The 26,826-nt window shown below is 59.5% G+C and carries 26 protein-coding genes; all 26 read right to left on the bottom strand.

What is annotated here, in order from left to right:
- Positions 1 to 73: 73 nt before the first annotated feature.
- Complete coding sequence (tyrS, locus tag CZ203_RS10405; protein ID WP_087066031.1) at positions 74 to 1,309, bottom strand: tyrosine--tRNA ligase; 1,236 nt, start codon at positions 1,307 to 1,309, stop codon at positions 74 to 76.
- On the bottom strand, positions 1,293 to 3,002 hold the full coding sequence (gene recN / locus CZ203_RS10400; RefSeq protein WP_087066030.1) for a DNA repair protein RecN: 1,710 nt from the start codon (positions 3,000 to 3,002) through the stop codon (positions 1,293 to 1,295). The genes tyrS and recN overlap by 17 nt, the downstream gene beginning before the upstream one ends.
- A 25-nt stretch (positions 3,003 to 3,027) precedes the next feature.
- Complete coding sequence (argR, locus tag CZ203_RS10395; protein WP_087066029.1) at positions 3,028 to 3,483, bottom strand: arginine repressor; 456 nt, start codon at positions 3,481 to 3,483, stop codon at positions 3,028 to 3,030.
- Positions 3,480 to 4,349: an NAD(+)/NADH kinase gene (locus CZ203_RS10390; RefSeq protein WP_087066028.1), complete on the bottom strand. Its 870-nt coding sequence runs from the start codon at positions 4,347 to 4,349 to the stop codon at positions 3,480 to 3,482. Before CZ203_RS10390 ends, argR begins: the two co-directional genes overlap by 4 nt.
- A 13-nt stretch (positions 4,350 to 4,362) precedes the next feature.
- Positions 4,363 to 5,160, bottom strand: a complete 798-nt coding sequence (locus tag CZ203_RS10385) for a TlyA family RNA methyltransferase (RefSeq protein ID WP_087066027.1) — start codon at positions 5,158 to 5,160, stop codon at positions 4,363 to 4,365.
- A gap of 14 nt (positions 5,161 to 5,174) precedes the next feature.
- Positions 5,175 to 7,052, bottom strand: coding sequence for a 1-deoxy-D-xylulose-5-phosphate synthase (gene dxs, locus CZ203_RS10380; RefSeq protein ID WP_087066026.1), 1,878 nt, complete (start codon positions 7,050 to 7,052; stop codon positions 5,175 to 5,177).
- A gap of 21 nt (positions 7,053 to 7,073) precedes the next feature.
- Positions 7,074 to 7,661: a hypothetical protein gene (locus CZ203_RS10375; RefSeq protein ID WP_087066025.1), complete on the bottom strand. Its 588-nt coding sequence runs from the start codon at positions 7,659 to 7,661 to the stop codon at positions 7,074 to 7,076.
- Positions 7,662 to 8,424: 763 nt separating this feature from the next.
- Positions 8,425 to 9,309, bottom strand: a complete 885-nt coding sequence (locus CZ203_RS10370) for a polyprenyl synthetase family protein (RefSeq protein ID WP_200809471.1) — start codon at positions 9,307 to 9,309, stop codon at positions 8,425 to 8,427.
- Positions 9,299 to 9,544 carry an exodeoxyribonuclease VII small subunit gene (xseB, locus tag CZ203_RS10365; RefSeq protein WP_087066023.1) on the bottom strand — a complete coding sequence of 82 codons (246 nt, stop codon included), beginning with the start codon at positions 9,542 to 9,544 and terminating at the stop codon, positions 9,299 to 9,301. The genes CZ203_RS10370 and xseB overlap by 11 nt, the downstream gene beginning before the upstream one ends.
- Positions 9,522 to 10,817: an exodeoxyribonuclease VII large subunit gene (xseA, locus tag CZ203_RS10360; protein ID WP_087066022.1), complete on the bottom strand. Its 1,296-nt coding sequence runs from the start codon at positions 10,815 to 10,817 to the stop codon at positions 9,522 to 9,524. Before xseA ends, xseB begins: the two co-directional genes overlap by 23 nt.
- Positions 10,814 to 11,755: a DNA-binding protein gene (locus tag CZ203_RS10355; protein WP_087066021.1), complete on the bottom strand. Its 942-nt coding sequence runs from the start codon at positions 11,753 to 11,755 to the stop codon at positions 10,814 to 10,816. The genes xseA and CZ203_RS10355 overlap by 4 nt, the downstream gene beginning before the upstream one ends.
- Positions 11,752 to 12,204: a transcription antitermination factor NusB gene (gene nusB / locus CZ203_RS10350; protein WP_159456467.1), complete on the bottom strand. Its 453-nt coding sequence runs from the start codon at positions 12,202 to 12,204 to the stop codon at positions 11,752 to 11,754. Before nusB ends, CZ203_RS10355 begins: the two co-directional genes overlap by 4 nt.
- A gap of 131 nt (positions 12,205 to 12,335) precedes the next feature.
- A complete protein-coding gene (locus CZ203_RS10345; protein WP_087066019.1) occupies positions 12,336 to 12,746 on the bottom strand; it encodes an Asp23/Gls24 family envelope stress response protein in 411 nt (136 codons plus the stop codon).
- A gap of 136 nt (positions 12,747 to 12,882) precedes the next feature.
- Entirely contained in the window at positions 12,883 to 13,485 is a 603-nt protein-coding gene (locus tag CZ203_RS10340) for a SpoIIIAH-like family protein (RefSeq protein WP_087066018.1), read from the bottom strand.
- Positions 13,486 to 13,524: 39 nt separating this feature from the next.
- Entirely contained in the window at positions 13,525 to 14,082 is a 558-nt protein-coding gene (locus tag CZ203_RS10335) for a hypothetical protein (protein WP_087066017.1), read from the bottom strand.
- A 5-nt stretch (positions 14,083 to 14,087) separates the two neighbouring features.
- Positions 14,088 to 14,576 carry a stage III sporulation protein AF gene (locus CZ203_RS10330; protein ID WP_087066016.1) on the bottom strand — a complete coding sequence of 163 codons (489 nt, stop codon included), beginning with the start codon at positions 14,574 to 14,576 and terminating at the stop codon, positions 14,088 to 14,090.
- On the bottom strand, positions 14,573 to 15,688 hold the full coding sequence (locus CZ203_RS10325) for a stage III sporulation protein AE (protein WP_087066015.1): 1,116 nt from the start codon (positions 15,686 to 15,688) through the stop codon (positions 14,573 to 14,575). Before CZ203_RS10325 ends, CZ203_RS10330 begins: the two co-directional genes overlap by 4 nt.
- A gap of 13 nt (positions 15,689 to 15,701) precedes the next feature.
- Entirely contained in the window at positions 15,702 to 16,091 is a 390-nt protein-coding gene (locus tag CZ203_RS10320; protein WP_087066014.1) for a SpoIIIAC/SpoIIIAD family protein, read from the bottom strand.
- Between the two features lies 1 nt (position 16,092).
- Entirely contained in the window at positions 16,093 to 16,290 is a 198-nt protein-coding gene (gene spoIIIAC / locus CZ203_RS10315) for a stage III sporulation protein AC (RefSeq protein WP_087066013.1), read from the bottom strand.
- Between the two features lie 31 nt (positions 16,291 to 16,321).
- Positions 16,322 to 16,840: a stage III sporulation protein AB gene (locus CZ203_RS10310; RefSeq protein WP_087066012.1), complete on the bottom strand. Its 519-nt coding sequence runs from the start codon at positions 16,838 to 16,840 to the stop codon at positions 16,322 to 16,324.
- Entirely contained in the window at positions 16,834 to 17,751 is a 918-nt protein-coding gene (locus CZ203_RS10305; RefSeq protein WP_087066011.1) for a hypothetical protein, read from the bottom strand. The genes CZ203_RS10310 and CZ203_RS10305 overlap by 7 nt, the downstream gene beginning before the upstream one ends.
- Before the next feature lie 188 nt (positions 17,752 to 17,939).
- A complete protein-coding gene (locus CZ203_RS10300; protein ID WP_087066010.1) occupies positions 17,940 to 20,351 on the bottom strand; it encodes an S-layer homology domain-containing protein in 2,412 nt (803 codons plus the stop codon).
- 162 nt (positions 20,352 to 20,513) lie between these two features.
- Positions 20,514 to 21,782: an ABC transporter substrate-binding protein gene (locus tag CZ203_RS10295; RefSeq protein WP_087066009.1), complete on the bottom strand. Its 1,269-nt coding sequence runs from the start codon at positions 21,780 to 21,782 to the stop codon at positions 20,514 to 20,516.
- The gene (locus CZ203_RS10290; protein ID WP_143436190.1) at positions 21,779 to 23,374 is read right to left on the bottom strand and encodes a response regulator; all 1,596 of its coding nucleotides are present in this window, start codon (positions 23,372 to 23,374) and stop codon (positions 21,779 to 21,781) included. Before CZ203_RS10290 ends, CZ203_RS10295 begins: the two co-directional genes overlap by 4 nt.
- Before the next feature lie 11 nt (positions 23,375 to 23,385).
- Entirely contained in the window at positions 23,386 to 25,068 is a 1,683-nt protein-coding gene (locus tag CZ203_RS10285) for a cache domain-containing sensor histidine kinase (RefSeq protein WP_087066007.1), read from the bottom strand.
- 322 nt (positions 25,069 to 25,390) lie between these two features.
- Complete coding sequence (locus tag CZ203_RS10280; protein WP_087066006.1) at positions 25,391 to 26,767, bottom strand: MATE family efflux transporter; 1,377 nt, start codon at positions 26,765 to 26,767, stop codon at positions 25,391 to 25,393.
- Between the last annotated feature and the right edge of the window lie 59 nt (positions 26,768 to 26,826).

Genomic DNA, 26,826 nt, shown 5'->3' with positions numbered 1-26,826 from the left:
AAACACTTCACAAACCGGCCACATCCGCGACATAAAAAAAACGGGGCGGAACAACGTTCCGCCCCATCCGTATTTACCTCAGGACGACCTTATGGAAGGTCTTTTTGCCCTTCTTAATGATCTTTTCCCCATTAAAGCTGCCCTTTGCAACCGTGGCCTTGGGATCAGCGACCTTTTCGCCGTCGATCGAAACGCCGCCGCCCTGGACGAGCTTGCGCGCTTCACCGTTCGACGCGGCCAGGCCGCACTTGACCAGCAGGCTGAGGATGCCAATCACGCCATCTTCAAAATCGTCGGGCGTAAGCTCGGTCGTCGGCATATTCTCGCTGGATACGCCGCCGCCAAATACCGCCTTTGCCGCCTCCAGCGCCTTGTCGGCCTCTTCCTGGCCGTGCACCATCGCGGTCAGCTCGTGCGCAAGCTTCTCCTTCGCGCTGTTAAGCTGGCTGCCCTCCAGCTTTTCGTAGGCCGCGATTTCCTCAAGCGGCATAAAGGTCAGCAGCTTCATGACCTTGATCACGTCGGCGTCGTCAATATTGCGCCAGTACTGGAAAAACTCATACGGCGTGGTCTTTTCCGGGTCGAGCCAGACCGCGCCCTTCTCGGTCTTGCCCATCTTTTTGCCCTCAGAGGTGGTGAGCAGGGTGAACGTCATGCCGTAAGCGTCGTCCTTGCCGTCCACGCGGCGGATAAGGTCGGCGCCGTTGATGATGTTTGACCATTGGTCGTCGCCGCCTAGCTCAAGCTTACAGCCCATCGTACGGTACAGGTGCAGGAAATCGTAGGACTGCAGCAGCATGTAGTTGAATTCCAGGAAGCTAAGCCCCTTGCCTTCCAGGCGGGACTTGAAGCACTCGGCCGTCAGCATGCGGTTTACCGAGAAATGCACGCCGACCTCGCGCAGGAACTCCATGTAGTTAAACGGCAATATCCAGTCCGCGTTGTTGACCATCACGGCCTTGCCCTCAGAAAAATCAACCAGGCGGCGCATCTGCCTGCGGAAACACTCGGCGTTGTGGTCGATTTCCTCACGCGTCAGCATCTTTCGCATATCGGTCTTGCCCGTCGGGTCGCCGATCATCGTCGTCGCGCCGCCGATCAGGGCGATCGGCTTGTGGCCGGCTTTCTGCATGCGGCTCATGACGACAAGCTGCAGGAAGTGGCCGACATGCAGGCTGTCCGCCGTCGCGTCAAACCCGATATAGAACGGTACGCCCGTGTGGTTATCCAGCAGGTCGCGGACCTTTTCCTCATTCGTGCACTGGGCGATCAGCCCTCTCTGTTTTAGCTCTTCAAAAACCAACATCATTTATTCTCCTCTTTTTGCTTGCGGCAGCCGCGTCCAATAGTTCCTTGGCGCTGCTGCGCGTCGTTTCCGTAATGTTATCCCCTGAAATCATGCGCGCGACCTCATTTACCCGCGCGTCCTGTGCCAGCGGCGTGACATCGGTATAGCTCCGCCCTTCACGCACAGATTTCGCAATCAGCAGGTGGCTGTCCCCCATTGCCGCGATCTGCGGCAGGTGGGTGACGCAAAGCGTCTGCTTTTTCTGCGCGATGGACGCCAGCTTACGCGCGATCTTCTGCGCCGCCCGTCCGCTCACGCCGGTATCGATTTCGTCAAAAATCAATGTGCCGACCGCTTCGCCCGCCGTCAACACATTTTTCATGGCCAGCATAACGCGGGACAATTCGCCGCCTGAGGCCACCTTTGAGAGCGGCTTTACCGGCTCGCCCGGGTTGACCGAAATCAGGAAGGCGACCGTGTCCATTCCGTGCGCCGTCAGCCTGGTACCGGTTTCAATGCGGATCTCAAACCGCGTACGCGCCATATCCAGGTCGGCAAGTTCCGCCACAATGCGCTTCTCCAGCTTGGCGGCCGCCTCCCTGCGCAATGCCGTCAGGCGGGCGGCGACCGCCTTGGCCTGCACCACGCCCGCTTTGTACTCCTCATGCAGGCGTTCGCGCGTTTCATCCGCGCAGGACAGCTTTTCCAGTTCCTGCTGGATTTCCTGATAGTACGCCAGGATTTCCTCCGTCGTCGCGCCGTATTTTTGCTTGAGGCGATAAATCGTATCGAGCCGTTCCTCGGCCGCCGCGCTTTCCTCCGGGGAAAAGTCTATTTTGGACTGCTGCGCGCTTACGCTGTCGCGCAGGTCGAGCGCCAGGTATTTAAGCTCCTCCGCGCGCTCATATAGGCTTTGCAGTTCGCCGGAAACCCCGCTGATTTGCGAGATCTCGTTGGATGCGACCGTCAGCAGCGCGCACGCGCCGGGCGTATCCTCGTCGCCTCCGTCGAGCGCGCGGTACGCGGCGTCCAGCGCGCCCAGCAGCTTGCCCGCGTTATCAAACACGGCCTTTTTTTCTGCCAGCGCCTCGTCTTCGCCCGGCACAAGCGCCGCGGCCTCGATTTCTTCCGCATGGTACCGCAGCATATCGATGCGCTGCAGCCGCTCCTGCTCGCTCTTATCCAGCTCGGTAATTTGCCGCTTAAGGGCAAATAAGCGCTGGTAAAGCGGTGTATATTCTGCGAGCAATGCCGCGGCATTGCCAAAATTGTCTAAAAATTCAATGTGGTATTGTTCATCCATCAGCTTCTGCCCGTCGTGCTGCCCGTGGATGTTGATAAAATACGGGCTGAGACTCTTTAAAACAGAAGCTGAGACCGGGCGCATATTAACCCGGCAGATGCTTTTTCCGTCCGCGGAGATTTGACGCTGGACGTGCACCGTGTCAACCTCATCGCCGTTTAACTCCATTTCCTGCAATTTTTTTATAAGCTCTGTGGGGATGCCCGTAAATACCGCGCTTACAAACCCCTTTTGCGCGCCGCTGCGTATCAGCTCACGGCTTGTCCGCTGCCCAAGGATCGCGCTGATTGCGTCGATGACGATGGACTTGCCCGCGCCGGTCTCGCCGCTCAAAACGGTAAGGCCTTCGCCAAGCTCGATGTCCGCCTGCTCGATGACCGCGATATTTTCAATATGCAAAAGGCTCAGCATTTACGTTTCCCCCTTTCAGACGGGTTTACTGCAACAGTTCCCCAGCGTCCGCGCAGAACTGCGCCGCGCTCTCGCTGTCCCGCATGACGACAAACACCGTATCGTCGCCGCCCAGCGTGCCGACGACGCGCAAATCGCGCATGGCATCGATCGCCATTGCGGCCGCTTGCCCAAGCCCGGGCAACGTCTTGATCACCACCATATTCTGCGCCGCGTCGATCGAAGTGACGCATTCGCGGAAGATGTTCCGCAGGCGCGTGGTAAAGCTGTTTTCCACCTCGGTGGAAGCCGCCGCGTACTTATATTTCCCAGTCTCCGCCGACAGGATCTTAATGAGGCGCAGTTCCTTGATATCCCGCGAAACGGTCGCCTGCGTGGTGTTATAGCCAAGCGCGCGGAGCTGCTCGGATAGCTCCTCCTGCGTTTCAATCTCCTGCTGTTCGATTAAATCCAAAATGCGTGCCTGCCGCTGGAATTTCATAAAACGTTCCCTCCATCGGACAGTTTATGCTTTAAAATATGATAAAAGCTCTTGCCCTTGACGCGGATAAGCTGCGTCGCAAGTTTGGATTTCCGCACGATCACCTGGTCGCCCTGCTTCAGGTCGACGCCCCCGCGGCCGTCCGCAGACACGCACACGCCGGAATGGTCCGGCCCCACGGCTGCAATGCAGATTTCCCGTTCCGGTGCGAATACGAAGGACTTTGCCTGTAAATCGTGCGCGCATACCGGTGTAACCACAATATTTTCCGCCGTAGGTTCGACGATCGGCCCGCCGGCCGAAAGCGAATAGGCGGTCGTGCCCGTCGGCGTTGCGATAATCACACCGTCCCCCAAAAAGGAGGAGACCGGTACGCCGTCCGCGCGGATATCCACCCGGATAACGCGGAACGGGTTGCTTTTCGTCACGGTCACATCGTTGAGGGCGGTCTGCGAGAACAGCACCGCGCCGTCGCGCACCACCCGCAGTTCCAGCATCATACGGCTGTCAATACTGTACTTGCCCGCCAGTATCTTTGCGATTTTGCAGGCTTCCCCGGCTTCCAGTTCCGTCATAAAACCGACATGGCCGAAGTTTACGCCGATCAGGGGCTTACCGTACCGCGCGGCCAAATCCGCAATCCGCAGGATCGTCCCATCGCCGCCCAGCGACACGATAAAATCGCACGCCGCGATCCCCTGCTCCTGCGTCGCGTACTGCGCGGAGGGCGCTTCCAGCCCCAACGCGCGGCACTCCTCGGGAAGGATTACGGCCACGCCCACCCCATGCAGGAGGGTATAGCACTCTGCGATCGCTGCACAGATATTGTCTTTGCCGGTGTTCGGCCAGATAAAAACTGTATCCATAGTGTTTAAAACCCTACCTGTCCAGCGCCTCGTGCGCCTGCCTTACGACTTCGTCGATATCCGGGACGGATTCTTCCGCACCCTTGCCCAGATACCCTAAAAACTCTATGTTGCCCTCCGGCCCTTTGATTGGGGAAAAGGTCAGGTTCATAACCTGGAAACCGGCAGCATGCGCATTCTCTAGAAAGGCATGCAGCACGTCCGCATGGATTTCAGGTTCGCGCACCACGCCTTTTTTCCCGACGCGCCCCTTGCCGGCCTCAAACTGTGGCTTGATCAGGCAGGCGACCCGCCCATCCCCCGACAGCAGGTTTGCGACCACCGGCAGCACAAGTTTGAGTGAAATAAAGGAAACGTCGATCACCGCGAGGGACGGCGTCCCATCCAGCATATCCGGCGTGACGTGGCGGATATTTGTACGCTCCATGCATACGACGCGCGGGTCCGTCCGCAGGCTCCACGCGAGCTGGCCGTACCCAACGTCAATAGAGTAGACCTTGCTTGCGCCGCGCCGCAGCAGGCAGTCCGTAAAGCCGCCGGTCGACGCGCCCACATCCATCACCACGAGGCCTGCAGGGTCTATGGCAAAATAATCGAGGGCTTTTTCAATTTTATGGCCGCCGCGGCTGACAAAGCTTTTCCCGTTGTCCCGCACCTCAACCGACGCGGTCTCTTCCACCTGGTCCCCGGCTTTGCCCGCCTTTTGCCCGTCGATATAGACGATGCCCTCCATAATCGCAATTTTTGCCCGTTCGCGAGAAGGGCACAGCCCTTTTTCAAACAGCAGTACGTCCAATCTCTTTTTGCTCATGTTTCCCCTTCCCGTCAGCCGTCCATATGCTGGCATGCCGCCCATTCCTGTATGCGCAGGGCGACGCTTTCCCCGTCTATCCCGCATTCTTTATAAAGCTGTGCAACACTGCCATGCGGCAGGAAACGGTTGCCCAGGTTGCACAGGCAAACTTCGATACCGGTGCCCTGCAGCGCTTCCTCTATGCTTTTGCCATAGCAGCCATTGTGCACCGCGTCTTCCAGTACCAGCACCCTGCCGCCCAAGGACTGCACCCATCCTTCCGGCAGGCGCCGGGTCTGTTCGCTGATCTCGTTGATTTTCCAGACCTGCACGCGGACGCCCTGGCCTTCGAGCAGGGACGCAGCCTGCAGCGCCTGGTTTACCATGATCCCATAGGTGACAATGGAAACATCCGGGCTATCCGTCCCCGTCAGGCAGGCCGCCCATTCTGACGACGTGTCCGTCGTAAAAGCGCCTTCGCCGCCGCGCGGGTAACGGATCGCGACCGGCCCGCCGCGTTTATAGATGGCCTGCGCCAGCATGCTGCGCAACTCGTCAAAATTGGACGGGCACAGGATCGTGACGCCGGGGATCTGCTGCAGGAATCCGACGTCAAAAACGCCGTTATGCGTCGCGCCGTCCTCGCCGACTACGCCGGCGCGGTCGATGGCAAACACCACGCCGATCCCTTCGATCGCGACGTCGTGGATAATTTGATCATATGCGCGCTGCAAAAAAGTTGAATAGAGCGCGCAGACCGGCTTCAGGCCTTGCTTGGCCATGCCGGCGCACATCGCCACCGCATGTTCCTCCGCGATACCGACGTCAAAAAACCGGGACGGGTATTTTTCGGCAAACCCCGTCAGGCCGGTGCCGGAGGACATCGCGGCCGTGACGGCGCAGATGCGCTCGTCCTGTGAGGCGAGCGCCGATAGCGCCTCCCCGAAGCAAGCGGAAAAATTCATACCGGCTGGTTTCAGCGGCTTGCCTGTCAAAACATCGAAGGGCGAAACGCCGTGGAAACTGCCCGGGTGCTCCTCCGCGAACCGGTAGCCCTTGCCTTTGCGCGTCATGACATGGAGCAGCACCGGCTGCTTCATCGCCTTCGCCCGTGTCAAAATCTCGCACACGGCCTTGAGGTCATGCCCGTCCACCGGGCCGAGATAGGCAAACCCCATCTGTTCAAACAGCGTGGTCGGCAGTACGACGCTTTTAATGCCGCTTTTGACCCGGGAAATCCCGTTTGTCAGCGTGCGCCCCCCCGGTACGTGGGAAAGCGCGCCCTTGACCTTCGCCTTGGCGCGCTGATACCGCGGACTGACGCGCAAATGCGCCAAATGGCGGCTCATCGCGCCGACATTCTGTGTAATCGACATATTATTGTCATTTAAAACGACGATCAGCGGTTCCCCGCTGCCGCCCGCGTTATTGAGCGCTTCATACGCCATGCCACCGGTCAGCGCGCCGTCGCCAATCACGGCAACGACATGATACTTCTGGTTCTTGAGCGTGCGCGCATGCGCCATGCCGAGCGCCACCGATACCGAACTGGAAGCGTGCCCGGTGATGCAGGGGTCTGTCTGGCTCTCCTCCGGCTTGAGGAATCCCGAAAGCCCGCCATACTGCCGCAGCGACGTGAAGGCTTCTTTGCGCCCGGTGAGGATTTTGTGGACGTAACACTGGTGCCCCACATCATAAATAATGCGGTCGCGGTTTGAGTCGAACACACGCTCAAGCGCAACCGCAAGCTCGACGATGCCCAGGTTTGACGAAAGGTGCCCCCCCGTCTGTGAAACATGGTCTATGATAAATTCGCGCAGGCTGCCGCACAGCTCATATAGCACGCTGTACGGCAGCTCGCGCAAATCCGCCGTCTTATTAATCCTGTCAAGTACGCCATAACGTTTCATACTGACTCCCGAAAATAACGCCTACTTCTTTTTATCAAAAGAAAATGGCAAAATAGATAAAAGCCTGCCTACAGCAAACAAAATTGTGCCGTTAAAGCCGATGCCGAGCGCTTTGCCCGCAGCCTTGCCGCCGATTGTCATGGCTGCGATGCACCCGGTCACCGTGAGCGATACGACCACGGCGGGCGCAGGCCCCAGGCCGCCCGTCACGCGCGCGATGATGACCGCGCCCGTCGCACCCGAAATGATGCCCGAGATGTCGCCGACCACGTCGTTGCAGAAGCTGGACACCTTTTCCGCGTTGCGCGTGAGCCAAACGGCCTCTTTCGCGCCCTTGACTTTCTTTGCGGCCATGGAATGGAACTCTTTTTCCGTCGCCGAGGTGGCCGCGACGCCGATGATGTCAAACAAAATACCAAGCGCAATAAAGATAAACAAGATAAGGAACGCGGCAAGGTTCCCTACATTGGCAAGCGCCTCCGTGGAAAGATAGGAAAGCGACATGGAGATCAGCAGGCTGAGCACCGTGATCGTGATGACCCAGCGGAAATTCACCAGCCGCCAAATCCCCTGCCTTGGTTTCCGCTTCCGTTTGTCCGTCCCGTCCAAAAAAGTTCGCCCCTTTAAATATAAAATGCCCGAAATTTGCATTTCAGGCCAATGCATTCGTAAAATGAGTGGCGGCAGGCGAGGTTAATCTTACGGCTTGAGGTTCGGTTGGATTTCCCCGGGGGCTGCCACGCGTCGCCGTCATGGCGGTTTCCCTTTAAAGCCCGAGCCGGGATGTTACCATCACCGGGACCGAATTGCCACTTAGTCCGTACTGCAATCCCAACGCCTGCCCCTCTCGGACAGCCTAGGTGATTTCCACTGCAGCCAACACGATTCTTAGCCTCTTTTGCAGCTATGGTTTCAAGCGTCAATTCCCGCGGCGTTCCTGGCCGGGAAACCACGGGCGGATACGCCATCCACCATAACCACGCAAGGCAGGCTACACTGCACACAGCACTTCGCGCCTCCGGGAGGAAACGCTCCATACCGCAATGCAGGTTCCACCCTGTACCGTAGGACATCCATCAACCGGCGGACCGATGCTATAGGTGTCCCACGAATACAGGTCTCCACGGCAATAGGGTCGGTACTTCATGCCATTGAAGCGCGCCCTAAAGCCTTAACCTCCAGCACTCACCCCAAACTGGGCGTAAGAAGCAAGCACCAGAGACTTCATCGATGTGCCCTTCTACGGATTTTTAGGCCCGTCCTGGGAATCGTATGCACTGACTAGGATACTGCACCACTCGTTAGAAATATTACCATAACACGCGCGATATTTCAAGTGAACCGTCTGTGAATTCTCTCAGCCCGGCAAACCTCAATGGTCGCGCGTGGCCAGGCTTTCCGCCAGCGCGCGCAAAAACGCGGTGTCGCCAAAGGCCGAAAGCGCCTCAACTGCCTCCTGCGTTAGGTTACGTACCAGGGTATGGCACTTTTCCAGCCCAAGCAGGGACGGGTAGGTGCATTTCCGGTTTTCCGCATCGCTGCCGACCGGCTTGCCAAACGTTTCGGTGCTGCCCTCGATATCCAGGATGTCATCCTGGATTTGGAACGCCAGCCCCAGGCGGGACGCATAGACGTCCGCCGCGGCCATCTGCTTTTCGTCTGCGCCGCCGACGATGCAGCCCATCTGTACCGCCGCGCGGATCAGCGCGCCAGTTTTAAGATCCTGCAGGTTTTGCAGTTCCTCAGCGCTCAGCATATGGCCTTCGGCCTCCATGTCGATGACCTGCCCGCCGATCATCCCGTCCATACCGGAGGCGCGCGCCAAAGCGGTGGCCGCGCGCAGCACCGTTTCCGCGGGAAGGGGTACCCCCGGCTGCAGCGCCGTTTCAAACGCGCGGTTCAGCAGCCCATCGCCCGCCAAAACCGCCATGGCCTCGCCATAAACTTTATGGTTCGTCGGCCGCCCGCGGCGCAGGTCGTCGTCGTCCATGCAGGGCAGGTCGTCGTGGATCAGCGAATAGGTGTGCACCATTTCGATTGCCGCGGCAAAGGGCAGTGCGGATTGGATATCCGCCCCACAGGCGCGGCAAAATTCGATGGTCAGCACCGGCCTGAGCCGTTTCCCGCCCGCAAAGGCAGAATACTTTACAGCATCATAAATATTTTCCTGTCCACGCGCTTCTTCGCACGAAAGATGCTTTTTCAGCGTTTCTTCGACAACCTTAATGTCTTCTGACAGTTGTTCATCAAATTTCATTGTCATTCCCCTCCGGCGAGAACGCCTGCCCTACCGGTTCGCCAGCTTCATCCTTAAGCATGAGCGTGACCTTCTGTTCTGCGGTATCCAGCTGCTTGCCCAAGGCGGCCGACAGCTTCATCCCTTCTTCAAACAGCTTCATGCTCTCTTCCAAGGTCGTATCGCCATGCTCCAATTGGCGGACGATTTGCTCCAAACGCTGCATGGCCTCTTCAAAGCCCTGTTTCTTTTTCATCTGTATTCCTCGTTTCCAATACGCTGCATTTTGCCGCGCCGCGCGCAAAACGCATCTCCAATGTGTCCCCGGCCGCCAGGCTCCGGCTGTCCATCACCGGCTTCCCCTGCGGGTTAAAAGCGACCGCATACCCCCTGGCAAGCACCTTCAGGGGGCTAAGCGCGTCGAGCGCAACCGTCGCTTCTGACAAGCCTTTTCGCTTTACATCAATCTTTTCTTTCAAATATATCTGTATTTTATCCGCAATATGCTCTAAAATAAGACGTTTTTCGTCAACTATATTTTTCGGTGTGCGGAGCTGCAAGCGCTCCGTTAATTGTCCCAGCGCCGCCCTCTGGTCTGCAATTTTCCGTGCGGGGGTGCGCAGGGAAAACCGCTCGTCAAGATGCGTAACCCATTGCCTGCTTTGCTTTACCTTCCCCAGCATGGCGCTGCGGAGAGACGTCTCGAGCCGAGCAAGCGCAAGGGCGACTTCTTCCTTGTCGGGCACGGTGAGTTCCGCCGCGCCCGACGGTGTCGGCGCGCGCATATCCCCGACAAAATCCGCGATGGTGACATCCGGCTCGTGGCCGACTGCCGAGACGACCGGGATTTGCGACGCGGCGATTGCCCTAGCGACGCATTCTTCATTGAACGCCCACAGGTCTTCCATCGAGCCGCCGCCCCGGCCTATGATAATCAGGTCGGCCTCCCCCTGCGCATTGACCTCTGAGAGGGCGCGGCACAGGTCTGCCGGCGCGTCCGCCCCTTGGACAAGCGCGGGATATACCCGCACCTCCGCCAGCGGCCACCGCCGTCCCAGGATGCGCACCATGTCGCGCACCGCCGCACCGGTTGGTGAAGTGATCAGCGCCACGGTGCCTGGGAACGCGGGCAGCGCACGTTTGCGTGCTTCCGAAAACATCCCTTCAGCGTAAAGCTTTGTTTTAAGCTGCTCGAACGCCATGTGCAGTGCGCCTGTACCGTCCGGCATCAGGTCGGCGAGATACATCTGCACCTGGCCGGTGCGCGGGAAGGAGCTGATCCGCCCGCGCGCCACCACATGCATGCCGTTCTGCAAACGGAACCGCAGCCGCGCCGCGTCCGAACGGAAAAGCACCGCGCTAATCGCCGCGCCTTCATCCTTTAGCGTCATATAATGGTGGCCGGAGGAGTGCGCCTTGTAGTTGGATATCTCCCCTTGTACAAAAATGTTTCGGAAAGAGGGGTTCCCCTCCAGCATCGACTTGATCTCGTTATTCAGTTGTGTAACGGTATATAGCCCGTCCCTCATAATGGTTCCCCATTTCTAACCGCAGCCAGCACCGCAACGCCTACCGCGTTATCCCCGGATAGCTGCGGCGCGGCAAAGTGCGCATCAAACTGCCTGCTGAGCATTTCCCGCAGGATCGTATTCGCCATCACGCCGCCCGCGCACAGCACGGGCAGGGGGTAACGCGCGAGCGCCTGTGCGGTTGCCGTGCAAACCGCGCGCCCAATGGTCTCCACCGTAAACCGGGCAAGCTCCGGCGCGGGTGTGTGGCGGTCCAATAGCTCCTGTAGCTTATTCTCGACACCGGAAAGGGAAAATATGCCGTCCCGCACCTTGGGCGCAAACGGTTTTACCGGATTTTCCGCCGCCTGCGCCAAATCATCCAGGGCTGCGCCCGCTGGGAAGCCAAGCCCCAGCAAGTTCCCCGCCCGGTCGACCAGTTGCCCGGCCGACAGGTCGCTGGTGCCGCCGATACAGGCCGCATCCGGCATCCCGTCTGCCCCCGGCCGCACAAGCAGCAACTCCGTCGTGCCGCCGGATAGGTGCCATGCCAGGAAAGGCGTATGCAGCAAATGGAGCGCGCCGGCCGACAGGGCTGCCGCCGCCAAATGCCCCTGCTGATGGGAACAAACGACAAGCGGCACATCCAACAGATGCGCCGCGCTGCGTGCTACATTTTCCCCCGCGAGGAAGCAAGGCATATAAGAACCCTCCACGGCGCGCGGCCTGGTGCTCACGCCAACCGCGCGGACGCTCTTACCCGCGCCGGCGGGTAAGCGTGCAACCATTTCATGCAAGCGTACGGTGTGCTGGAACAACGCTTCGGACTGCCGCAGGCCGATCTTGCCCTGCGGCACGTCAAGCAGCCGCCCCTCATTACGCCACTGCCCCGTCCCCGCGTCAAATATAGCGGCGGACGTGCGGTAATTGCTGGTATCAATCCCCAGGTACGTGTTCATTCTACCGCTTCCTGCGCCCGGCTGACTGTGCCGAGGATGCCGTTGACAAACGCGCCCGCCTCTTCCGTTTCATAGGTCTTGGCCAGCTCGACGGCCTCGTTGATCGCCGCGCCTGTCGGCACGTCTTCGACATACCGCATTTCGTAAAGCGCCAGGCGGAGCACCGCCACCGTCATTTTCGACAGGCGCGACATATTCCAGCCATGCGCGTTCTCCTCGATCACGGCGTCCAGTTCCTGCAAGTGGGAGGCGACGCCCTTCACCACCGCTACGATGTACGCCGTCTGCGCTTCGGACAGTTTGCCCGCATACAGCGCAATATCCCCGCTGATGGAGGACATAATACTCTCATCCAAACGGTCGGCCAGAACCTCTTCCGCCTGAAATTCTTTAAAGCCCATCTCAAAAATCAGATGCAGGGCAATTTCTCTCGCTTTTTTTCTGCTCACAGCAATCCTCCGCAAATCTAACTGCATAATCATCCATAATAAAGCTATTTTACCCCAAAGCCCCAGGAAACGCAAGGTTTTAAACACAAAAAAGCGGCCGCTATTAAAGCCGGCCGCTTGGCAGTATGCAGTTATTCCTCCGGTACGGCGGGTGCAGCCCCGGGTTCCTCTTCCGCGGCAGGCGCAAAGGCAATACCGCCGACATAGATGTTGACGCCCGATACGGCCAGGCCGGTCATGGATTCGATGGACGATTTGACCGCTTCCTGCACGTTTTTCGCCACCTCGCGGATGTTGCACCCGAAAGAAGCGAGGAAGCCGATCTCAACCGCAACCGAATCCCCTTCAAAGGACACTTTCACGCCCTTCGACAGGTTCTTTTTCCCGAGGAAGCTCACAATATCCGAGGTAAGGCTGGAATAAAGGGCGCTGACCCCGTCGGTTTCAGCCGCTGCAAGCGCCGCTATGGATGCAACCACGTCTTCCGAGATTTTTATCGTGCCCTGATCTCCCGTTGTGGACCAGTAGTTGTTTTCCGCCATACTGCTCACTCTCCTTTTGCATGTTATGGCGCTGCGCGCCACATGCCACTCCGGCGCCTGCTATGGCCGCCTTCATGGTTTTACTTTTCAGACATTATACCATAGTCTTGACCAAAAGGAAAGCTGCAATCCGCGATCAGGCGGCTTCCACAATTTTAATTTTGTCCGCCGCCGCGCCGGTCTCCGTGACCACAATATCTTTGATTTTCGAAGCGTCCGACGCCTCAAAGCCCGCCTGGGGCGGCTGTACGATGACGTTGACGCTGTCCTCCCCGATAAACACGACCGCTTCCGCGTAGCCCTTGGCCTTGATGAGGCTCTCCACCCGCGCTTCCTGCACGGAGTTTTCCGCAAGGGCGGAGATCTTCTGGCTGGCTTCGTTCTTGGCCTTTTCATCCGCCTTATCGCTCTCCACGGTCTCCTTCAGGATGCTGATCGCCTCGTCGCGCGCCTTTTCCCGCGACAGCCGCGACTGCGCGAAGTAGTCCTCCTTGGAAACGACCGCCGCTTCTTCCGGAGCCGTCCCGGCCGCCGTTTCCGCGTCCGTGCCGTCCGTTGTCAGGCTGTCGACCTGTTCCGCCTCGCCGTAATTCTTCCCGGCCTGCGCCTCCTCGTCGGCCTGCTGAGCGACGACCAGGTCATCCGGCGTTTTGACGTAGCTCCAGTTTAAGTACACCGCTACGCACAGCATCAGCGCAATAACGCCGTATACCGCCCCTCTTTTACGAATGGATACCATATTCCTTCCTCCTGCCTGTCAGTTTTTATTACTCTATGTTCAGCTCTGCATTTTGAGCACTGAAACCTTGTCTGCGCCGATGCCGCACATGGTGCTGACGGCGTCGGTCACCGCGAGGCGCACCGTGTCGTTGTCCGCACCGTCGCACAGGACAAGCGCCCCCCGGAAGGTGGGATACTGCTTTTTGACTAAAATCGGCTGCTGCCCATAGCTGCCGTCCGACACGATGGAAAGCGCGCTTTCGTAGGACGTGGTCTCCGTATTCTGGCTGCTCTGTCGGATATCGGCGGCATATACCGCTTCCTCCGTGGATTTGAGCGACAGGGAAAGGCTGACCCGCCCCACGCCGCTGATCCGGCTGACGTCCTGCTGCAGCTTTTCCTCAAAGGCCGCGAGGTCGAACCCCCCGTCCTGCGCCGTACCATCCGCCGACGCGGCTTCCTGCGTATCCTGCGCGCTTGCAGGCGCAGCTTCCTTCTTCGGCGCGCCGAGCGCCAGGATCAGCAGCCCGGCAAACAGCACGAGGATCGGATACCGGTAGCGTTTCAGGACCGGTTCCGCCTTGCGCATAATGTTTAAAAGCTTTTCCTTTTCCATAACTTTCAGCCCTCTACCAAGTCTTGCCGTGCCGGGGGCACGCCACATTCCTTTTCCACCAGCGCAGCGAGCTGCTGCCGCTGTACGCCCGTCAGCCCTTTTCCCCGGATGCGCACCCGGCCGATCACCCATGTGCCGTCCGTGCCCTGCTCCATTTCGGTACGCACCGTACATTTGATCCCGAGTTCCCCAGCCTGCTTCTCGATATATTGCGACACCGCGCCGCCAATGCTGGAATAGGCGATCTGTTCGTTTTTCTGTTTTGCTTCTTCCGTCTGCCGCTCGGCCTGCGCGCGCTCCGCCGCAAACGCGCGGCTGAAGGAAGGCAGCGTCAGACGCGACAGCGGCAGCAGCAGCGCCAGGATCATAAGCATACCGGTGGCGAGCCGGATCACCTCGTGCAGCGCGCTCTTCTGCACGATCAGCAACATAACGGTCGAAAAAACCGCGGCGGCCGTTACACTGACGATCATCTGCCGTACCATCTCGATCATGCGGGTTTCACCAATGCGACCGAGAACACCAGCTCGAAAAACAGCACTGCGCTGCATGTGCCCAGCATGCCGAGCAGCAGCCCGAAGCTGTCGCTGATACCGCCGATCAGCTTGGACAGGCTTGCGCTACACACCGGGGAAAGCGCCGCCGAACCCGCTTTAAACAGCAGATAGCTGATGCCGACCTTGAAAAACGGTACAATGCAGATCGCCGCGATGCACACCATGCCGAAAATCCCAACCGTGTTTTTCAGCAGCAGCGCGCCGGACAGCATGGTTTCCGCCGCGTCGGAAATGATACCGCCCACCACGGGTACCGAGCCGGATACGGCAAACTTGGCCGCTTTGACCGCAATGCCGTCCACGCTGCCCCCGAGCGAGCCTGAAATCGTGATATACGCGATAAACAGCGTCAGGATAAGCTTGAGGCTGGTTGTAGTCGCCCACTTGACAAAAGCCGCGAGCCGTTCAAGCATATCATTGCCCATTGCGGCGTTCACCGTGATCAGTACGATATATGCGCAGACTGCCGGGACGAGAACCGCCGTGATGAAGCGCACCAGCAAATCGAACGCGAACATTGTCGCAGCCTGCATCACGGTTGCGGTCGTGGGCGCGCCTGTGAGCGAGATGGCGGCCGCCATGACGGGGAGCATGGTTTTGGAAAAGACGCTGACCTGCTCAAGCGTGCCGCTGCACAGCGCCAGAAGCCCCCGCATATCGCCGAGCAGTACCGCCGTCACGCCGAGCGCGCCCGCCATATTGATTGCCGCCGGGGTGGCGCCGCCCGCCGCCGTGTGGAACCCCGCCGCGCACCCGCACAGGACGACCACCATCATGACGCGCGTCAGGCTGCGCAGCGCGGCGTGGAACGCCTTGCCGTTTTCCCCTGCGGTGCGCTCGACCAGCGTTGCGAGCGACGTGCCGATATCCGCATCCGGCGATGGCGAAAGCCCCGATAGGTAAGCGCCACCCTGCCCGCCCGCCGCGCTGCGGAGCGCGTCCCCGCCGATTGCGGAGAGCTGCTGCTGATACAGCCCCTCGTCGTAAGCGCCTGCGGGCAGCAGCAGGGCAAATGCAAGCAAAATGCCCAAAAGCAGTCTCTTTTTCATACATCCTGTCCTTTCAGCGTATCAGCGTGGACACCATTTCAAGCACGCGCTGGAAGAGCGGCAGGCACACCGCCATCGCCGCGACCGCACCGGTCAGTTCGACCTTTGCCGCGAGCGAGGATTGTCCCGCATCCCGGCAGAACGCGGCGGCCACGCGCACTACGGCGGCAATCCCGACCGCCTTGACCACGGGCAGGTACAGCCCGTCCTCAATCCCCGCGGCGGACAGCACGCCGTCCAGCGTCTGCGCGATCTGCCCGACGCCGCGCACCGCAAACCCGAAGATCAGAATCCCCGCCGCAAGCGTCAAGAGGAACGCCGGTCCCGGCGCGTCCTTCTGCAGCACAAGCGCAAAAATTGCCGCAGTCAGCGCGATGCCGACGACCGATAATATCCCGCCCATTTTAGTAAAACCCGAATACCGATTTGATGAGCGAGAACAACTGGCTGATCTCCTGGATGATCATCATCAGCACGACGATCAGGCCGGCCAGCGTCGTCATCATCGCCTGTTCCTCCCGTCCGGAACGGACAAGGAGCTGGTTCAGCACCGCGACGATGATACCGATTGCGGCGATCTTAAAAATCAGGTCTATTTGCATGTTGCCTTCCTCCCGTTTTTCGTACTTCCGTTCACAGCAGGACCAGTACGGTTACAATGCCCATGGCGATGCCGCAGGTGCGGTACAGGTTCCCTTTGCTTCTCAGTTCCTCCACGGCGGCAAGGCGCAGGTCACCCAAGCGCCGCCTGACATACTCCAGGCTCTTTACCTGCTGCGCCGCGTCGTACCGCCCCAGGAACCCCGCAGCGTCGCAGAGCAAGTGCGTTTCCTCCTCCCCCAGCCCGGCCTGCTCGCGGCATTCCTGGAATGCGCGGCACCACTTGTACGGCAGGGACAGCCCGTCGTCCTGCCCCATCTTTTTGCACATGACGCCGAAAATCTTCCGCGTGATACCGTTTTCGGACTGCGCAAGCGCCGCGATCAGCTCGGGCAGGGGCGTCATCCGGCAGGTTAGCTCGGAAGAAATAAACTGTAGCGCGGCAATCATCGCTTCCAGCGCGCGCAGCCGCTGGCGCAGGCGCTGCTTTGCCGAAAGCCCGAGCGCAGAGCAGGCGCCCAAAATCATCACCGTCCCTAAAAGCTTCAGCATCCCTGTTCGCCCCCCAACGCCCGCACCGTGTACCGCCGTACGCCCTCGTGGAGGGAAATCTCGACGGCCTGTTCAAAAATTTGGCTCCGCAATAATTGACGGTACAGCGGCCGCCGTTTAAAATCCGCAAAATCCAGGGCGTGCGCCGTTGCGAGCACGGCTGCGCCGCAATGCGCGGCATAGGACACCGCTTCCACATCGCGCGGCGCCGTGATCTCATCGAGCGCCAGCAGCGCGGGGGACATGGTTTTAATCAGGATCAGCGCCGCGTCCGCCTTCGGCGCGCCGTCCATCACATCGGTCTGCGGCCCCAGATCAAACTGCGGCGCGCCGCCGGAGGAGCCTGCGATTTCGCAGCGCTCGTCCGCTACGGAAACCCGCACGCCGGCTTCGGACAATTGCCGGATGCAGTCGCGCAGCAGCGTGGTCTTGCCCCACGCAGGCGGCGATATGACAAGGGTGCTCACCGGACGGCCATCCCGCAGAAGGGACGGCAGCACCGCATCCGCCGCGCCCGGTACCTGGGACGCGATCCGCAAATTGATCGAGGACAGGGCGCGCACGCCGGATACCGTCCCCTCCCGCAGCACGGCCGTGCCGCACAGGCCGAGCCGGTGCCCGCCCTCCAGGGTTACGAAGCCGTTTTGCAGGCTTTCCCCATAGCTATGTACCGAATACCGTGTGGCGCGTCCCAGGGTCTCCTGTAAGTCGTCCGCGCTGATCGGGTCTTTGCCGAACGCGGTTTCCATGCCTGTACGGCTGTACGCCATAGGCTTGCCCGCACGCAGCCGAAGCTCCTCACAGGCGCACCGTATTTCCGGCGGGAGCGCCAGCGCTTCCCGCTGCAGCCGGATCGGCAGCGCCGTGATTGCCTGCGCAAAGTTGGATAGCCGTTTTTCTTCCATGTTCATCACCTGTCCCATCCTATGAAAAGCGGACGGGCTTTAGACCGTCCGCCGGACAAGTCGGCTCTTTTTCCATGCGCCCCTTTTCCCCCGCATTTGACAGCGGGGCTGGGAACCAGGCCCGCAGGCATGGGAAAGCCCCCGCACGGAATGTTCCGTGCGGGGGCTTTCAAGGGATGGGAGTTTGCGCGGGGCTATTTGCTGACGCGCAACAGGATGGTTGCCAGTTCCGCGCGGGTCAACAGGCCCTGCGGATCCAGTGTGGCGGCGTCCTTGCCGGTGATCAGCTTCTGTCCCACACAGTAGGACATGCCGTCCGCCGCCCAGTCGGACACCCGGTTTGCATCGGTAAACCCGGAGAGCGCCGCCCGGTCTGCCGCGCCCGCCTTGGCATAGCTGGCAAGCATCACGGCAAGCTGTTCGCGGGTGACATCGGCCTCCGGCTCAAACGTTGTGGCGGAGGTACCCTTCACGACGCCCTCTTTGACCGCCCAAGCGATATACCCATTATAGTACGCGTCCTTTGCCACATCGGCAAACGCCGCCGTACCGGACGCATCCGCCCCGGCCATACGGCCGAGCACGGTCACCGCCATGCCGCGGGTCACCGTGCCTTCAGGGCTGAACGTCGTTGCGGACGTCCCGGTGAACAGGCCCGCATCCACCGCCTTCTGGATGGCATCCTTCGCCCAATGGTTTGTGATGTCGGTGAAGCCCTGCTGTACGGCCGCCGTCTTTTCTACCGGCTTGCCCTCATAATAGAGCGCCCCGTCCTCGCCGCGGGAATACTTGGAGAAAAAGTCGTCCCAGATCATGTCCGCTTCATACGGGATGTACGCATGCGGGGAATTCTCCACTACGGTATAACGCACCAGCGGCGCATCGCCCGCCGTGTTCGTATAAGTCGTGGTGGTATAGCGCCCGCTGCCGTCCTTTTCGGTCTTCGGCGCGGTAGCGTCGGTACCGTTGCGGGTATTCCAGTGCTGCAGCGCCATCTTATTGGTATTCACGCCGCCGAGGTTTGCGTTATCAAAGCCCGCGCCGCCGTCCACATCATGGTCGCCCTTGAACATCCAGGTCGGCAGGAGCAGGTCAGATTCTTTTTCCGGCGTGGTATCGCTCAGGACATCGGTCGGCTCCATATTATTGTTTGCCGGCGCGCCGCGGTATGCGCCCGAATTGTGCCCGACCGGGGCGATGGCCGCAAACAGCCCCGCCGCGTCGATGCCGAGCGCCCAGGTCATGGTCGCGCCGTTGGAGTGTCCGGTCGCGTAGACACGGCTGCTATCAATACTGTAATCCTTTTCGGTCTTTTCCACCAGCTGCTGCAGGAAGGAAACGTCGTCCGTCGCTGTTTCCGTCAGCGGGTAGGAATAGGTATGCCAAACCGGTGCGAGCACCTCGCCCCTCGTGGGGAAATCGTTGACATATGCCTGTGGGAACACCACGATAAAACCGTTTTTCTCTGCAACGTCCTGCCAGCGGGAGTCGCCCGTAAACGCATGGATCGCGCTGGAATAACCGTGGATCGCCATGACCAGCGGCACATCCTTGCCCTTTTCATAGGAAGATGGGACATAGGTATACCAGCGGCGCAGTTTGCCGTCCACCTTTTCCTCGGAATAGAAAAAGCCTGTCTTCCCATTATTCGTATGCTGGATGCGCCATTCCAGGCGGCCGCCCGGGTCGCCCACAAAGCGCTGCACACCGGACAGGAACTCCGTATACAACACTTCCGGCGTTACCTTGGACGCCGAACCGCTGTCCGTCACCCAAACGCGCTGCTGACCCTTATCCCGGTTGGCATATGTGCGCGCCGCCCAATCGTTGGCCGCGCCCGCAGACGCCCCGTTGGCCGCCGCCCAGTACTTCTCCATGGTATCGTTGCCGTCTGCTTGATTGACCAGCCACACCGGTACCGGGATGTCCTTGTTGGCGAGCTTGTTGTCTTCCACGCCCTCAAGGTTGCCGGCCTGCACGAACGGATAGCCATATGCATCCCCAATTTTACCGATCAGCGCATCTGGGACGGCATCGCTGCCGACCGCCGCCGCGCCGCAAATCAGCGCCGGCCACGTCATCACGAATTCCTGCGCAGCCACGCCGCCCGCCTCATAGCCGACAACGTAAAATGCCCGCTCGTTTAAGTTGAATGCCGCGTCCCGCTCCTTGCTCTTGCTGTGGAAATTATCCGACACCTTTTTCAGGAAAGCCGCCTCGTCGCGTCCATCCGCCGCGCCGCTGACGTTCCAGGCTTTGCCGCCTTCGGCCTCTACGAAAACCGCGGCCACGCCGTTCTGGTCGCATACCTTGCGCCATGCGCTACCGGTACTGCCTTCCATAAAAACCTTTGCCGTCGTATTGTCCGGCACCACGACCATAACGCCGGTCGCGCACTGCTCCAGCGTCTCCGGAAGGTAAACGCTGTATTGCCCGCGGAACGCTTCTTCTTCCACCTTTTGTTCATGGAATGTACCCATCACCGCGGATAGGTACGGCTTGTCCGGATTTACCGGATTTTGTTTGGCTGCGGCAAACGCGCTGCCGGACGCCAGGCACGCGGCGGCTAGGCCGAACGCCAACGCCTGTTTTAACAGTTTTTTCATGCCAAATCCTCCTTCGTCATTCCTGTCCCGGCAAACCCTGTCTTGCCGGCTCCCATTGCCTATGGGTTAATCCTACCATAAAACCCGTTTCGCCAACATGGACACAGCCACAATCTTTTGTACAATCCCACAACAAAAAAGCCCTGCGAGGAGGCAGGGCTTTTAAGGGCTGTGCAGGATACGCGCGCGTTCGCGCGACATGGCGTCTATGCTTTCCCCGATCCCGTCCAGGCCGAGCAGCGCGCGGCCATAACCGGTGCAAAGCGCATCGAGGATCTGCCGCCCCTGCGCGTCGGGCGGGGCTTGCGGCGGCGCGAATCCCTCCAGGCAAACCGCCGGGTCAATCCCGTTTTGCCGCGCGGTACGGGCGAGCGCCGCATCCGTCCCCGCACTGTGATAGGCCGGAATCACCAGCTCCTCCGCGAGGATCCGCGCCCCTTCCGGCCCGGAAACAAACTTGATAAACCGCCAAGCCGCCTCCTGCTCCCCCGAATTCCGGTTGATGCAGACGGGCGTGACCCACGCGTCGTTGACAGGTGTTGCGCCGTCCGCCCAACGCGGCTTGGATACGACGCCCCATCGGAAATCAAACCTGCCCGCTTTGCGGTCAGCCATCAGAAAATTCATATACCAGCTGCCATGGACAAACATGCCAAACGCGCCGGTCTCAAACATCCGCTGTGAAAACTGCTGCGTATCGCTGTCCGTAAGGCGCGGGATGGAGCCGTCCTGTTCCAGCGCCCTCCACAGTTCCAGCCCCGGGCGCAGCTTACTAAAATCATCCTTTGACCAGTCGGGTGGCGCATCCAGCATATACCGGCACATATGCTCCTCTTTTTTGAGCAGGCTGACGCCGAAACGTCCCTTCCCCAGCCGATCCGTCAGCTGCTTGCCAGCCTCCCGGAAGGCATCCCAGGTCATCCCCTCCTCCGGATATGGGATGCCCGCCTCGTCAAACAGGTCGATGTTATAGTACAGCACAAATTTATCCTGCCGGTACGGCAGCGCCATTAGCCGCCCGTCCTGCCGCAGGACGCCGGTATCCGGGTAGGCCGAAAGGTCTATCCCATCCCGCTTCACCAATTCGTCGAGCGGCAACGGGATATCGCGCGCATACAGCCCCACGAGTTCCGGAAGCTGGTTCACATAGATGACATCGACACGCTCGCCGCTATCCAGCAGCGCTTCCAGGCTGGAATTGTAATAGGTCGGCGGATAACTGATCACTTCGACCCGGACATCCGGGTTTTCCTGCTCAAATGCCTCAACCATGCGTTTATCATACGTGACCGTGCCGTAATCCCACAGCACGACCCGTATGACATGCTGGGGCGCCGACGGCGCGTCCGTTTGGCGGGAATGCCATGCATAGCCGGCTGTGCCCAGACACAGCATTACGCCGCACAGCAGCAGCGCCTTCCACCGTTTCAACGAACATCCCCCCGTTTCCTAAACTCCCCCGGCGTCAGGCCAACCACCCGCTTGAACACGCGGCTGAAATAAAACTGGTCGGCATATCCGACTTGAGACGCGACCGCATACACCTTGTCCGTAGTCCCCAGCAGCAGCTTTTTGGCATGGCCAATCCGCACATGTACTAAGTATTCAGAAAAATTCATCCCCGCGTATTTCTTCATCAACGCGCTTAGGTAACCGGGGGTGAGCTGCAATTCCTCCGCCAGTTCCTGTAAGGTGAGTTCCCCATCGTACCGTTCTTCAATCAGCCGCTTGGCTTTTTGCACGGCCTTTTGGTACCCCTCGGCGTTTTCAAGGCGGATAAAGGCGCAAAGGTCATCCTCTAGCGCATCCAGCCAATCCTGTACCTCCCCCATGCCGGAAATGGACAATAACTCTGGCAGGCTGCGCCCGCTTGCCCTTAACACCTGCCCGACCGCGCGCCCGCTTTGCTGCAGCCCCTCCCGCACGCCGCTGTACAGGTCGAGCAGGGACGCCAGCAGGGCGTTTCGCGGCAGATGCAGCGTAGCCAAATCGTGTTTCACCTGCCCGAGCGCCATGCGCACGGCGTCCTCCTGGATGGCAACAATCCCAGCCGTCAGGCGCGCCCGCTGGGGCGCTATGGAATAGCTGCTGCCGCCCCCGTCAGGCATCCTATCGCCATCCCATTCGATCACCGCCTGGTTTACGGCATAGAACCGCGCACGGACAGCGCCTGCGGCTTGTCGGCAGGCGGCAGTCAGCCCCGCAGGCGACGCATCGCCTTGCCCGATCCCGATGACGCAGAAAAGATCCAGATACCGCAACAGCATTTCGTGCATGCGTTCCGCGGTTTGGTGCACCAGCCCGGTTTGCCCCTGCAGCGCTGGCTTGAGCGCCGCGAATAGATAAAACTCGCCGGTTTTGCCCTCGACGGCATACGCATGCAGGCAATCCCCGGCAATTTCTTCCACTATACTGAAAATGGAAAATTGCAAGGTCTGGTATTCCTCTTCGGTCGTTTCCTCAAACCGGTACATCTCCCCCGCTTTGATAAGCAGGCACCAGACCGGCTCGGTCGGGAAGGCAACCCCCACCGCTTGCAGCTGTGTTTTCATTTCCTGCTCATCTAGATAAAACCGGCTTACGAGGCCGCGCAGCACGCGGGTGCGTTCCTCCTTGCCTGGCAGGTTTTGCGCTGCGCCCCCATGGCCGCGCGACCGTGCGCCCGCAAGGCTCTGTAATAGCTGTGCAGGCTCAAGCTCAAGCTTCAGCAGGTAGTCCGCCGCCCCAAGCCGCATCGCCTCGCGCACCAGCGCAAAATCGTCGTATCCGCTCAGCGCCACGATATAGGGCGGCTGCGGCATGGCCTGGAGGCGGTGGATCAGGGCGATCCCATCCATCCCCGGCATTTTCATATCCGTAATGACGATATCCGGTTGCAGCGCCTGGCATAACGCAAGCGCCTGCGCACCGTCCTGCGCCTCCCCGACCATCTGGTAACCGTGCTCCTGCCAAGCCACCAGGCTTTTCAGCGCGATGCGGAGCACCGCGTCGTCGTCTACCACCAGCACACGAAGCAAATCCACAATATCCCCCCTTATTGCGCCCGGTACGGCAAGGACAGGCAAACCGCCGTCCCTGCACCGGATTCTGACCAAATCTGCACGCCGTACCCCTGTCCGTAGCGCAGCCGCAACCGCGCCTGCACATTGTATAAGCCGATGCTGTGGCTGCGCTCCAGCGTATCGGCGTCTGCCATGCGGTCCAGCGCGCGGCGCAGCTTGCCCAGCGTGCCCGCCGCCATCCCCACGCCGTCGTCGCGGACAGTGATGCGTAAGGTCCCGCCCTGGCGTTCCGCGATTACGCGCACCGTGCCGCCCTGCGGCAAACCCTCAAGGCCGTGCAAAATCGCGTTTTCGACCACCGGCTGCAAGATAAACTTGGGCGTTTCACAGCAAAGCAGCCCCTCCGGAACCACTGTTTCGTAGCGCAGCTTGCCCTTTAAGCGCGTATTCTGGATGTACAGATAACTATCAAGCAGCTCTAACTCCTCCGCCAGGGTGACAACCTCCCGGCTGCCTGCCAAATTGGCGCGCAGGAGCTTCCCCAGCGCCTCTATCATGCTGCTGATGCCGGTCTTCCCCTGCATTGCCGCCATCAGTTTAATGGAGCTTAAGGTATTATACAGGAAATGCGGGTTCATCTGCGATTGCAGCATGCGCAGTTCCAGCCTCTGCTTTTCCTCCTGCTGGCGCAGCAGCCCTTCGATATCGTCGCCCATCCGCTGGATTTCCCGGCTGAGCCGCCCCAATTCGCCATCCTCCTGCGGCATCGGTTCGTGACGGAAATCCCCTTGTGAAATCCGCTCGACATGCCGTGAAATCCGCTCCACGGGCGCCGCCAGGTTGCGCGATAAGAATGCCGCCAGGGACACCATCATCGCGCATACCACGACTGCAAGCAGCACGGTCGATACGGCGGCGGTACGCCGCTGGGCGTCCAGCATTGCCGCGGACGCTTCCTGTTCCAGCCGCCATCCTGTCGACAAGGAATCCGCCGCAAAACGCAGCGCGTCGTCCTTAGGGGGTTCGCCTATGGACAGCAGCATGCCGCCCGACCGGTTATATAGTACGATTTTGTTCTCCGTCCCGACAAGCAGGTCGGCAAACTCCTCCGAAAAGAGCGTGCCGGAGAATAAGATTACAAGTTCCCCCAGGTGCTCCCCACTCTGGCGGTCATAAATAGGGTGCCTGTAATAAATGACCCGGCTGTCTTCTGTCAGCGAGGTCAGGTTCGGGATTTCCTGCCCCCAGTACTCGTCCGCCCCCTGCGTTTGTACCGTCAGCGCGCGTGCCTGCTGCGGGGATATCAGGGACGCTTCCGTCCCCCCGCGGATATCTGCGCCGTTATCCCCCAATATGAACAGCGATAGGATATACCGGGAAATCGGGCGATAGTAGAACTGCGACCGTATGGACTGCATCAGGCGGTAATCGTCCTCCCCATACTGCGCCTGGCCGCTGCGCGAAAGGATGGCGTTCACGTCGTCGTTTTGCAGGATCCAGCTGACCAGTTCGTTGGCCTGGCCGGCCTTGTTTTCAATCTTGTCCATCGCATGCGTCAGCAGGCTGCGGCTGTCGTTTTCCATCTGCCTGCGCGTCTCATGCTGGGTAAACCCGAAATAAAGCAGCATGATCAGCAACGCCGGCAGCAGCGCAACCAAAACGAAATACCGCAGCAGCCGGTGCCGCAGCGTGCGCGTTTTCCCCTTATTTTGCATTGCGCTTTCCCCTCTTGTCCCCAATTTTCTTTTACCTTAGCATAAACCGCATACAATTGCAATTGTGCCGTTTATGATCCGGCTCAGAACCGGCTGGGCACGATTGAACTGATGTACTGCCGCAGCCATACATTTGGGCGTGCCGCCGGGGATTCTGCGTTTATATCCGTGGCAAAAAGCCCCTTTTCCTGGGGTGCAGCCCGGGTTACAGCGTACGAAGCCCCCAGGCAATTGCCTGGGGGCTTCGTACACACGGTATGTCAATCCAAGCCACCGGCCGCCCCAGGGGAAGGGCGGCCGGGCGAGGCGGATGGTTCCAACATTATGTGGCCTGCACCGGCGCGGGCGGCGCATCCGGACGGGTAACCTTTTTGACCCATTTCCAGCTTCTCAATCGGATAATCACCGGAATTGCCTTGTAAAGCTGATCCCATTTGAGCAGGAAGAAAACTGCAACCGGCGGCCAATGCAGTGCAAACGCCGCGATTGCGGACAGCGGTACGACGATACACCACATGCTGACCGCGTTCAGTTTCATACTGAATTTAGTGTCGCCGCCGCCGCGGATGATGCCGTTATCGCATGCCATCTGATAGGATGTGCCGACCGTGGTAATGGCCAGTATCAGCATAAACTGCATCGCCAGGTTATGGGCTTCTGCGGAGATATTGTACAGCGATAGGATCGGTGTGCGCGCCAGGAAAATCAAAGCGCCCGACGCAACACCAATCGCGAGAAACAGCACCTGGAGGGTATGTACAAGCTCGCGGAGTTTGTGGCTGTTCCCCTCCCCGATCGTGCGGCCGACCGTGATACCCGAGGCGCTGGCCGCGCCATATGCGACAACCGAAAGGATCTGGAATACAATAGTTGCTATGGAGTTTGCGGCAATCGCCGCCGCGCCCATGTGCCCCAGGATACCGGTTTGCACCATCTGCGCCACGCCCCACTGCGCCTGGTTAAACAAAACCGGCAGGGACACTTTTTTATAATCCCGGATGTAGGAGGTATCGATATGCAGCAGCTTTTTAAAGGACAGGTTCAGCAGGTGCTCGCGATATTTGAGGTACCAGACAACAATCCCCAGTTCAACGCAGCGCGAAATCAGCGTCGCAACCGCCGCGCCGCGGATGCCGAGACGCGGGAATCCAAAATGCCCGTAAATCAGGCAATAGTTCAGGCAAATATTGATGCAAAGGGTGGAGAACGAAATCATATAACCGATTTTCACAATGCCGATAGAGCGAAGCGAAGCGGTCAGGATATTCGTTACGGTAAAAATCACATAGGTGAAGCAAATGATTTGCAAATACTTAACGCCCTCAGCGATGACCGCCTGGTCGTTCGTCAGCAGCCCGAGCACCTGCGCCGGGAACAGCAGCACCACGAGGAACATAACCGCCGCCATTGCGCCGCCAAACCGGATCGCCGCGCCGATTATGTGAGGGATCGGCTGCAAGTCCTTTTTGCCCCAATATTGCGAGCCCAGCACCACCGCGCCTTCGCCCGCGCCGACTACCAGCATCTGCAGCAGGAAGTGGATCTGATTGCAAAGGGCGGAGCCAGAAAGCGCAGTTTCACTGTAAGCGCCGAGCATCAGGTTGTCTGCGAGGTTTACACTGTAAGTAAGCAGGTTTTGCAACGCAAGGGATAAGGTCAAAATCATAAATCCTTTGTAAAAAGTCTTTTCCCGTATCATAGCGCTTCCTCTCCTTTTCATGTAATTAATAAATATCACTTTTACCGATGTGTAATATT

It is taken from the genome of Intestinibacillus massiliensis, from assembly GCF_900155735.1.
GTDB lineage: Bacteria > Bacillota > Clostridia > Oscillospirales > Butyricicoccaceae > Intestinibacillus > Intestinibacillus massiliensis.
The sequence above is the reverse complement of the archived record's forward strand: the minus strand, read 5'-3'. Positions and strand labels throughout refer to the sequence as shown.

Excerpts from the sequence above, each read along its gene's own strand:
- tyrS (WP_087066031.1), bottom strand. The coding sequence starts at position 1,309 with ATGATGTTGGTTTTTGAAGAGCTAAAACAGAGAGGGCTGATCGCCCAG.
- recN (WP_087066030.1), bottom strand. The coding sequence starts at position 3,002 with ATGCTGAGCCTTTTGCATATTGAAAATATCGCGGTCATCGAGCAGGCG.
- argR (WP_087066029.1), bottom strand. The coding sequence starts at position 3,483 with ATGAAATTCCAGCGGCAGGCACGCATTTTGGATTTAATCGAACAGCAG.
- CZ203_RS10390 (WP_087066028.1), bottom strand. The coding sequence starts at position 4,349 with ATGGATACAGTTTTTATCTGGCCGAACACCGGCAAAGACAATATCTGT.
- CZ203_RS10385 (WP_087066027.1), bottom strand. The coding sequence starts at position 5,160 with ATGAGCAAAAAGAGATTGGACGTACTGCTGTTTGAAAAAGGGCTGTGC.
- dxs (WP_087066026.1), bottom strand. The coding sequence starts at position 7,052 with ATGAAACGTTATGGCGTACTTGACAGGATTAATAAGACGGCGGATTTG.
- CZ203_RS10370 (WP_200809471.1), bottom strand. The coding sequence starts at position 9,309 with ATGAAATTTGATGAACAACTGTCAGAAGACATTAAGGTTGTCGAAGAA.
- xseB (WP_087066023.1), bottom strand. The coding sequence starts at position 9,544 with ATGAAAAAGAAACAGGGCTTTGAAGAGGCCATGCAGCGTTTGGAGCAA.
- xseA (WP_087066022.1), bottom strand. The coding sequence starts at position 10,817 with ATGAGGGACGGGCTATATACCGTTACACAACTGAATAACGAGATCAAG.
- CZ203_RS10355 (WP_087066021.1), bottom strand. The coding sequence starts at position 11,755 with ATGAACACGTACCTGGGGATTGATACCAGCAATTACCGCACGTCCGCC.
- CZ203_RS10345 (WP_087066019.1), bottom strand. The coding sequence starts at position 12,746 with ATGGCGGAAAACAACTACTGGTCCACAACGGGAGATCAGGGCACGATA.
- CZ203_RS10340 (WP_087066018.1), bottom strand. The coding sequence starts at position 13,485 with ATGGTATCCATTCGTAAAAGAGGGGCGGTATACGGCGTTATTGCGCTG.
- CZ203_RS10335 (WP_087066017.1), bottom strand. The coding sequence starts at position 14,082 with ATGGAAAAGGAAAAGCTTTTAAACATTATGCGCAAGGCGGAACCGGTC.
- CZ203_RS10330 (WP_087066016.1), bottom strand. The coding sequence starts at position 14,576 with ATGATCGAGATGGTACGGCAGATGATCGTCAGTGTAACGGCCGCCGCG.
- CZ203_RS10325 (WP_087066015.1), bottom strand. The coding sequence starts at position 15,688 with ATGAAAAAGAGACTGCTTTTGGGCATTTTGCTTGCATTTGCCCTGCTG.
- CZ203_RS10320 (WP_087066014.1), bottom strand. The coding sequence starts at position 16,091 with ATGGGCGGGATATTATCGGTCGTCGGCATCGCGCTGACTGCGGCAATT.
- spoIIIAC (WP_087066013.1), bottom strand. The coding sequence starts at position 16,290 with ATGCAAATAGACCTGATTTTTAAGATCGCCGCAATCGGTATCATCGTC.
- CZ203_RS10310 (WP_087066012.1), bottom strand. The coding sequence starts at position 16,840 with ATGCTGAAGCTTTTAGGGACGGTGATGATTTTGGGCGCCTGCTCTGCG.
- CZ203_RS10305 (WP_087066011.1), bottom strand. The coding sequence starts at position 17,751 with ATGAACATGGAAGAAAAACGGCTATCCAACTTTGCGCAGGCAATCACG.
- CZ203_RS10300 (WP_087066010.1), bottom strand. The coding sequence starts at position 20,351 with ATGAAAAAACTGTTAAAACAGGCGTTGGCGTTCGGCCTAGCCGCCGCG.
- CZ203_RS10285 (WP_087066007.1), bottom strand. The coding sequence starts at position 25,068 with ATGCAAAATAAGGGGAAAACGCGCACGCTGCGGCACCGGCTGCTGCGG.
- CZ203_RS10280 (WP_087066006.1), bottom strand. The coding sequence starts at position 26,767 with ATGATACGGGAAAAGACTTTTTACAAAGGATTTATGATTTTGACCTTA.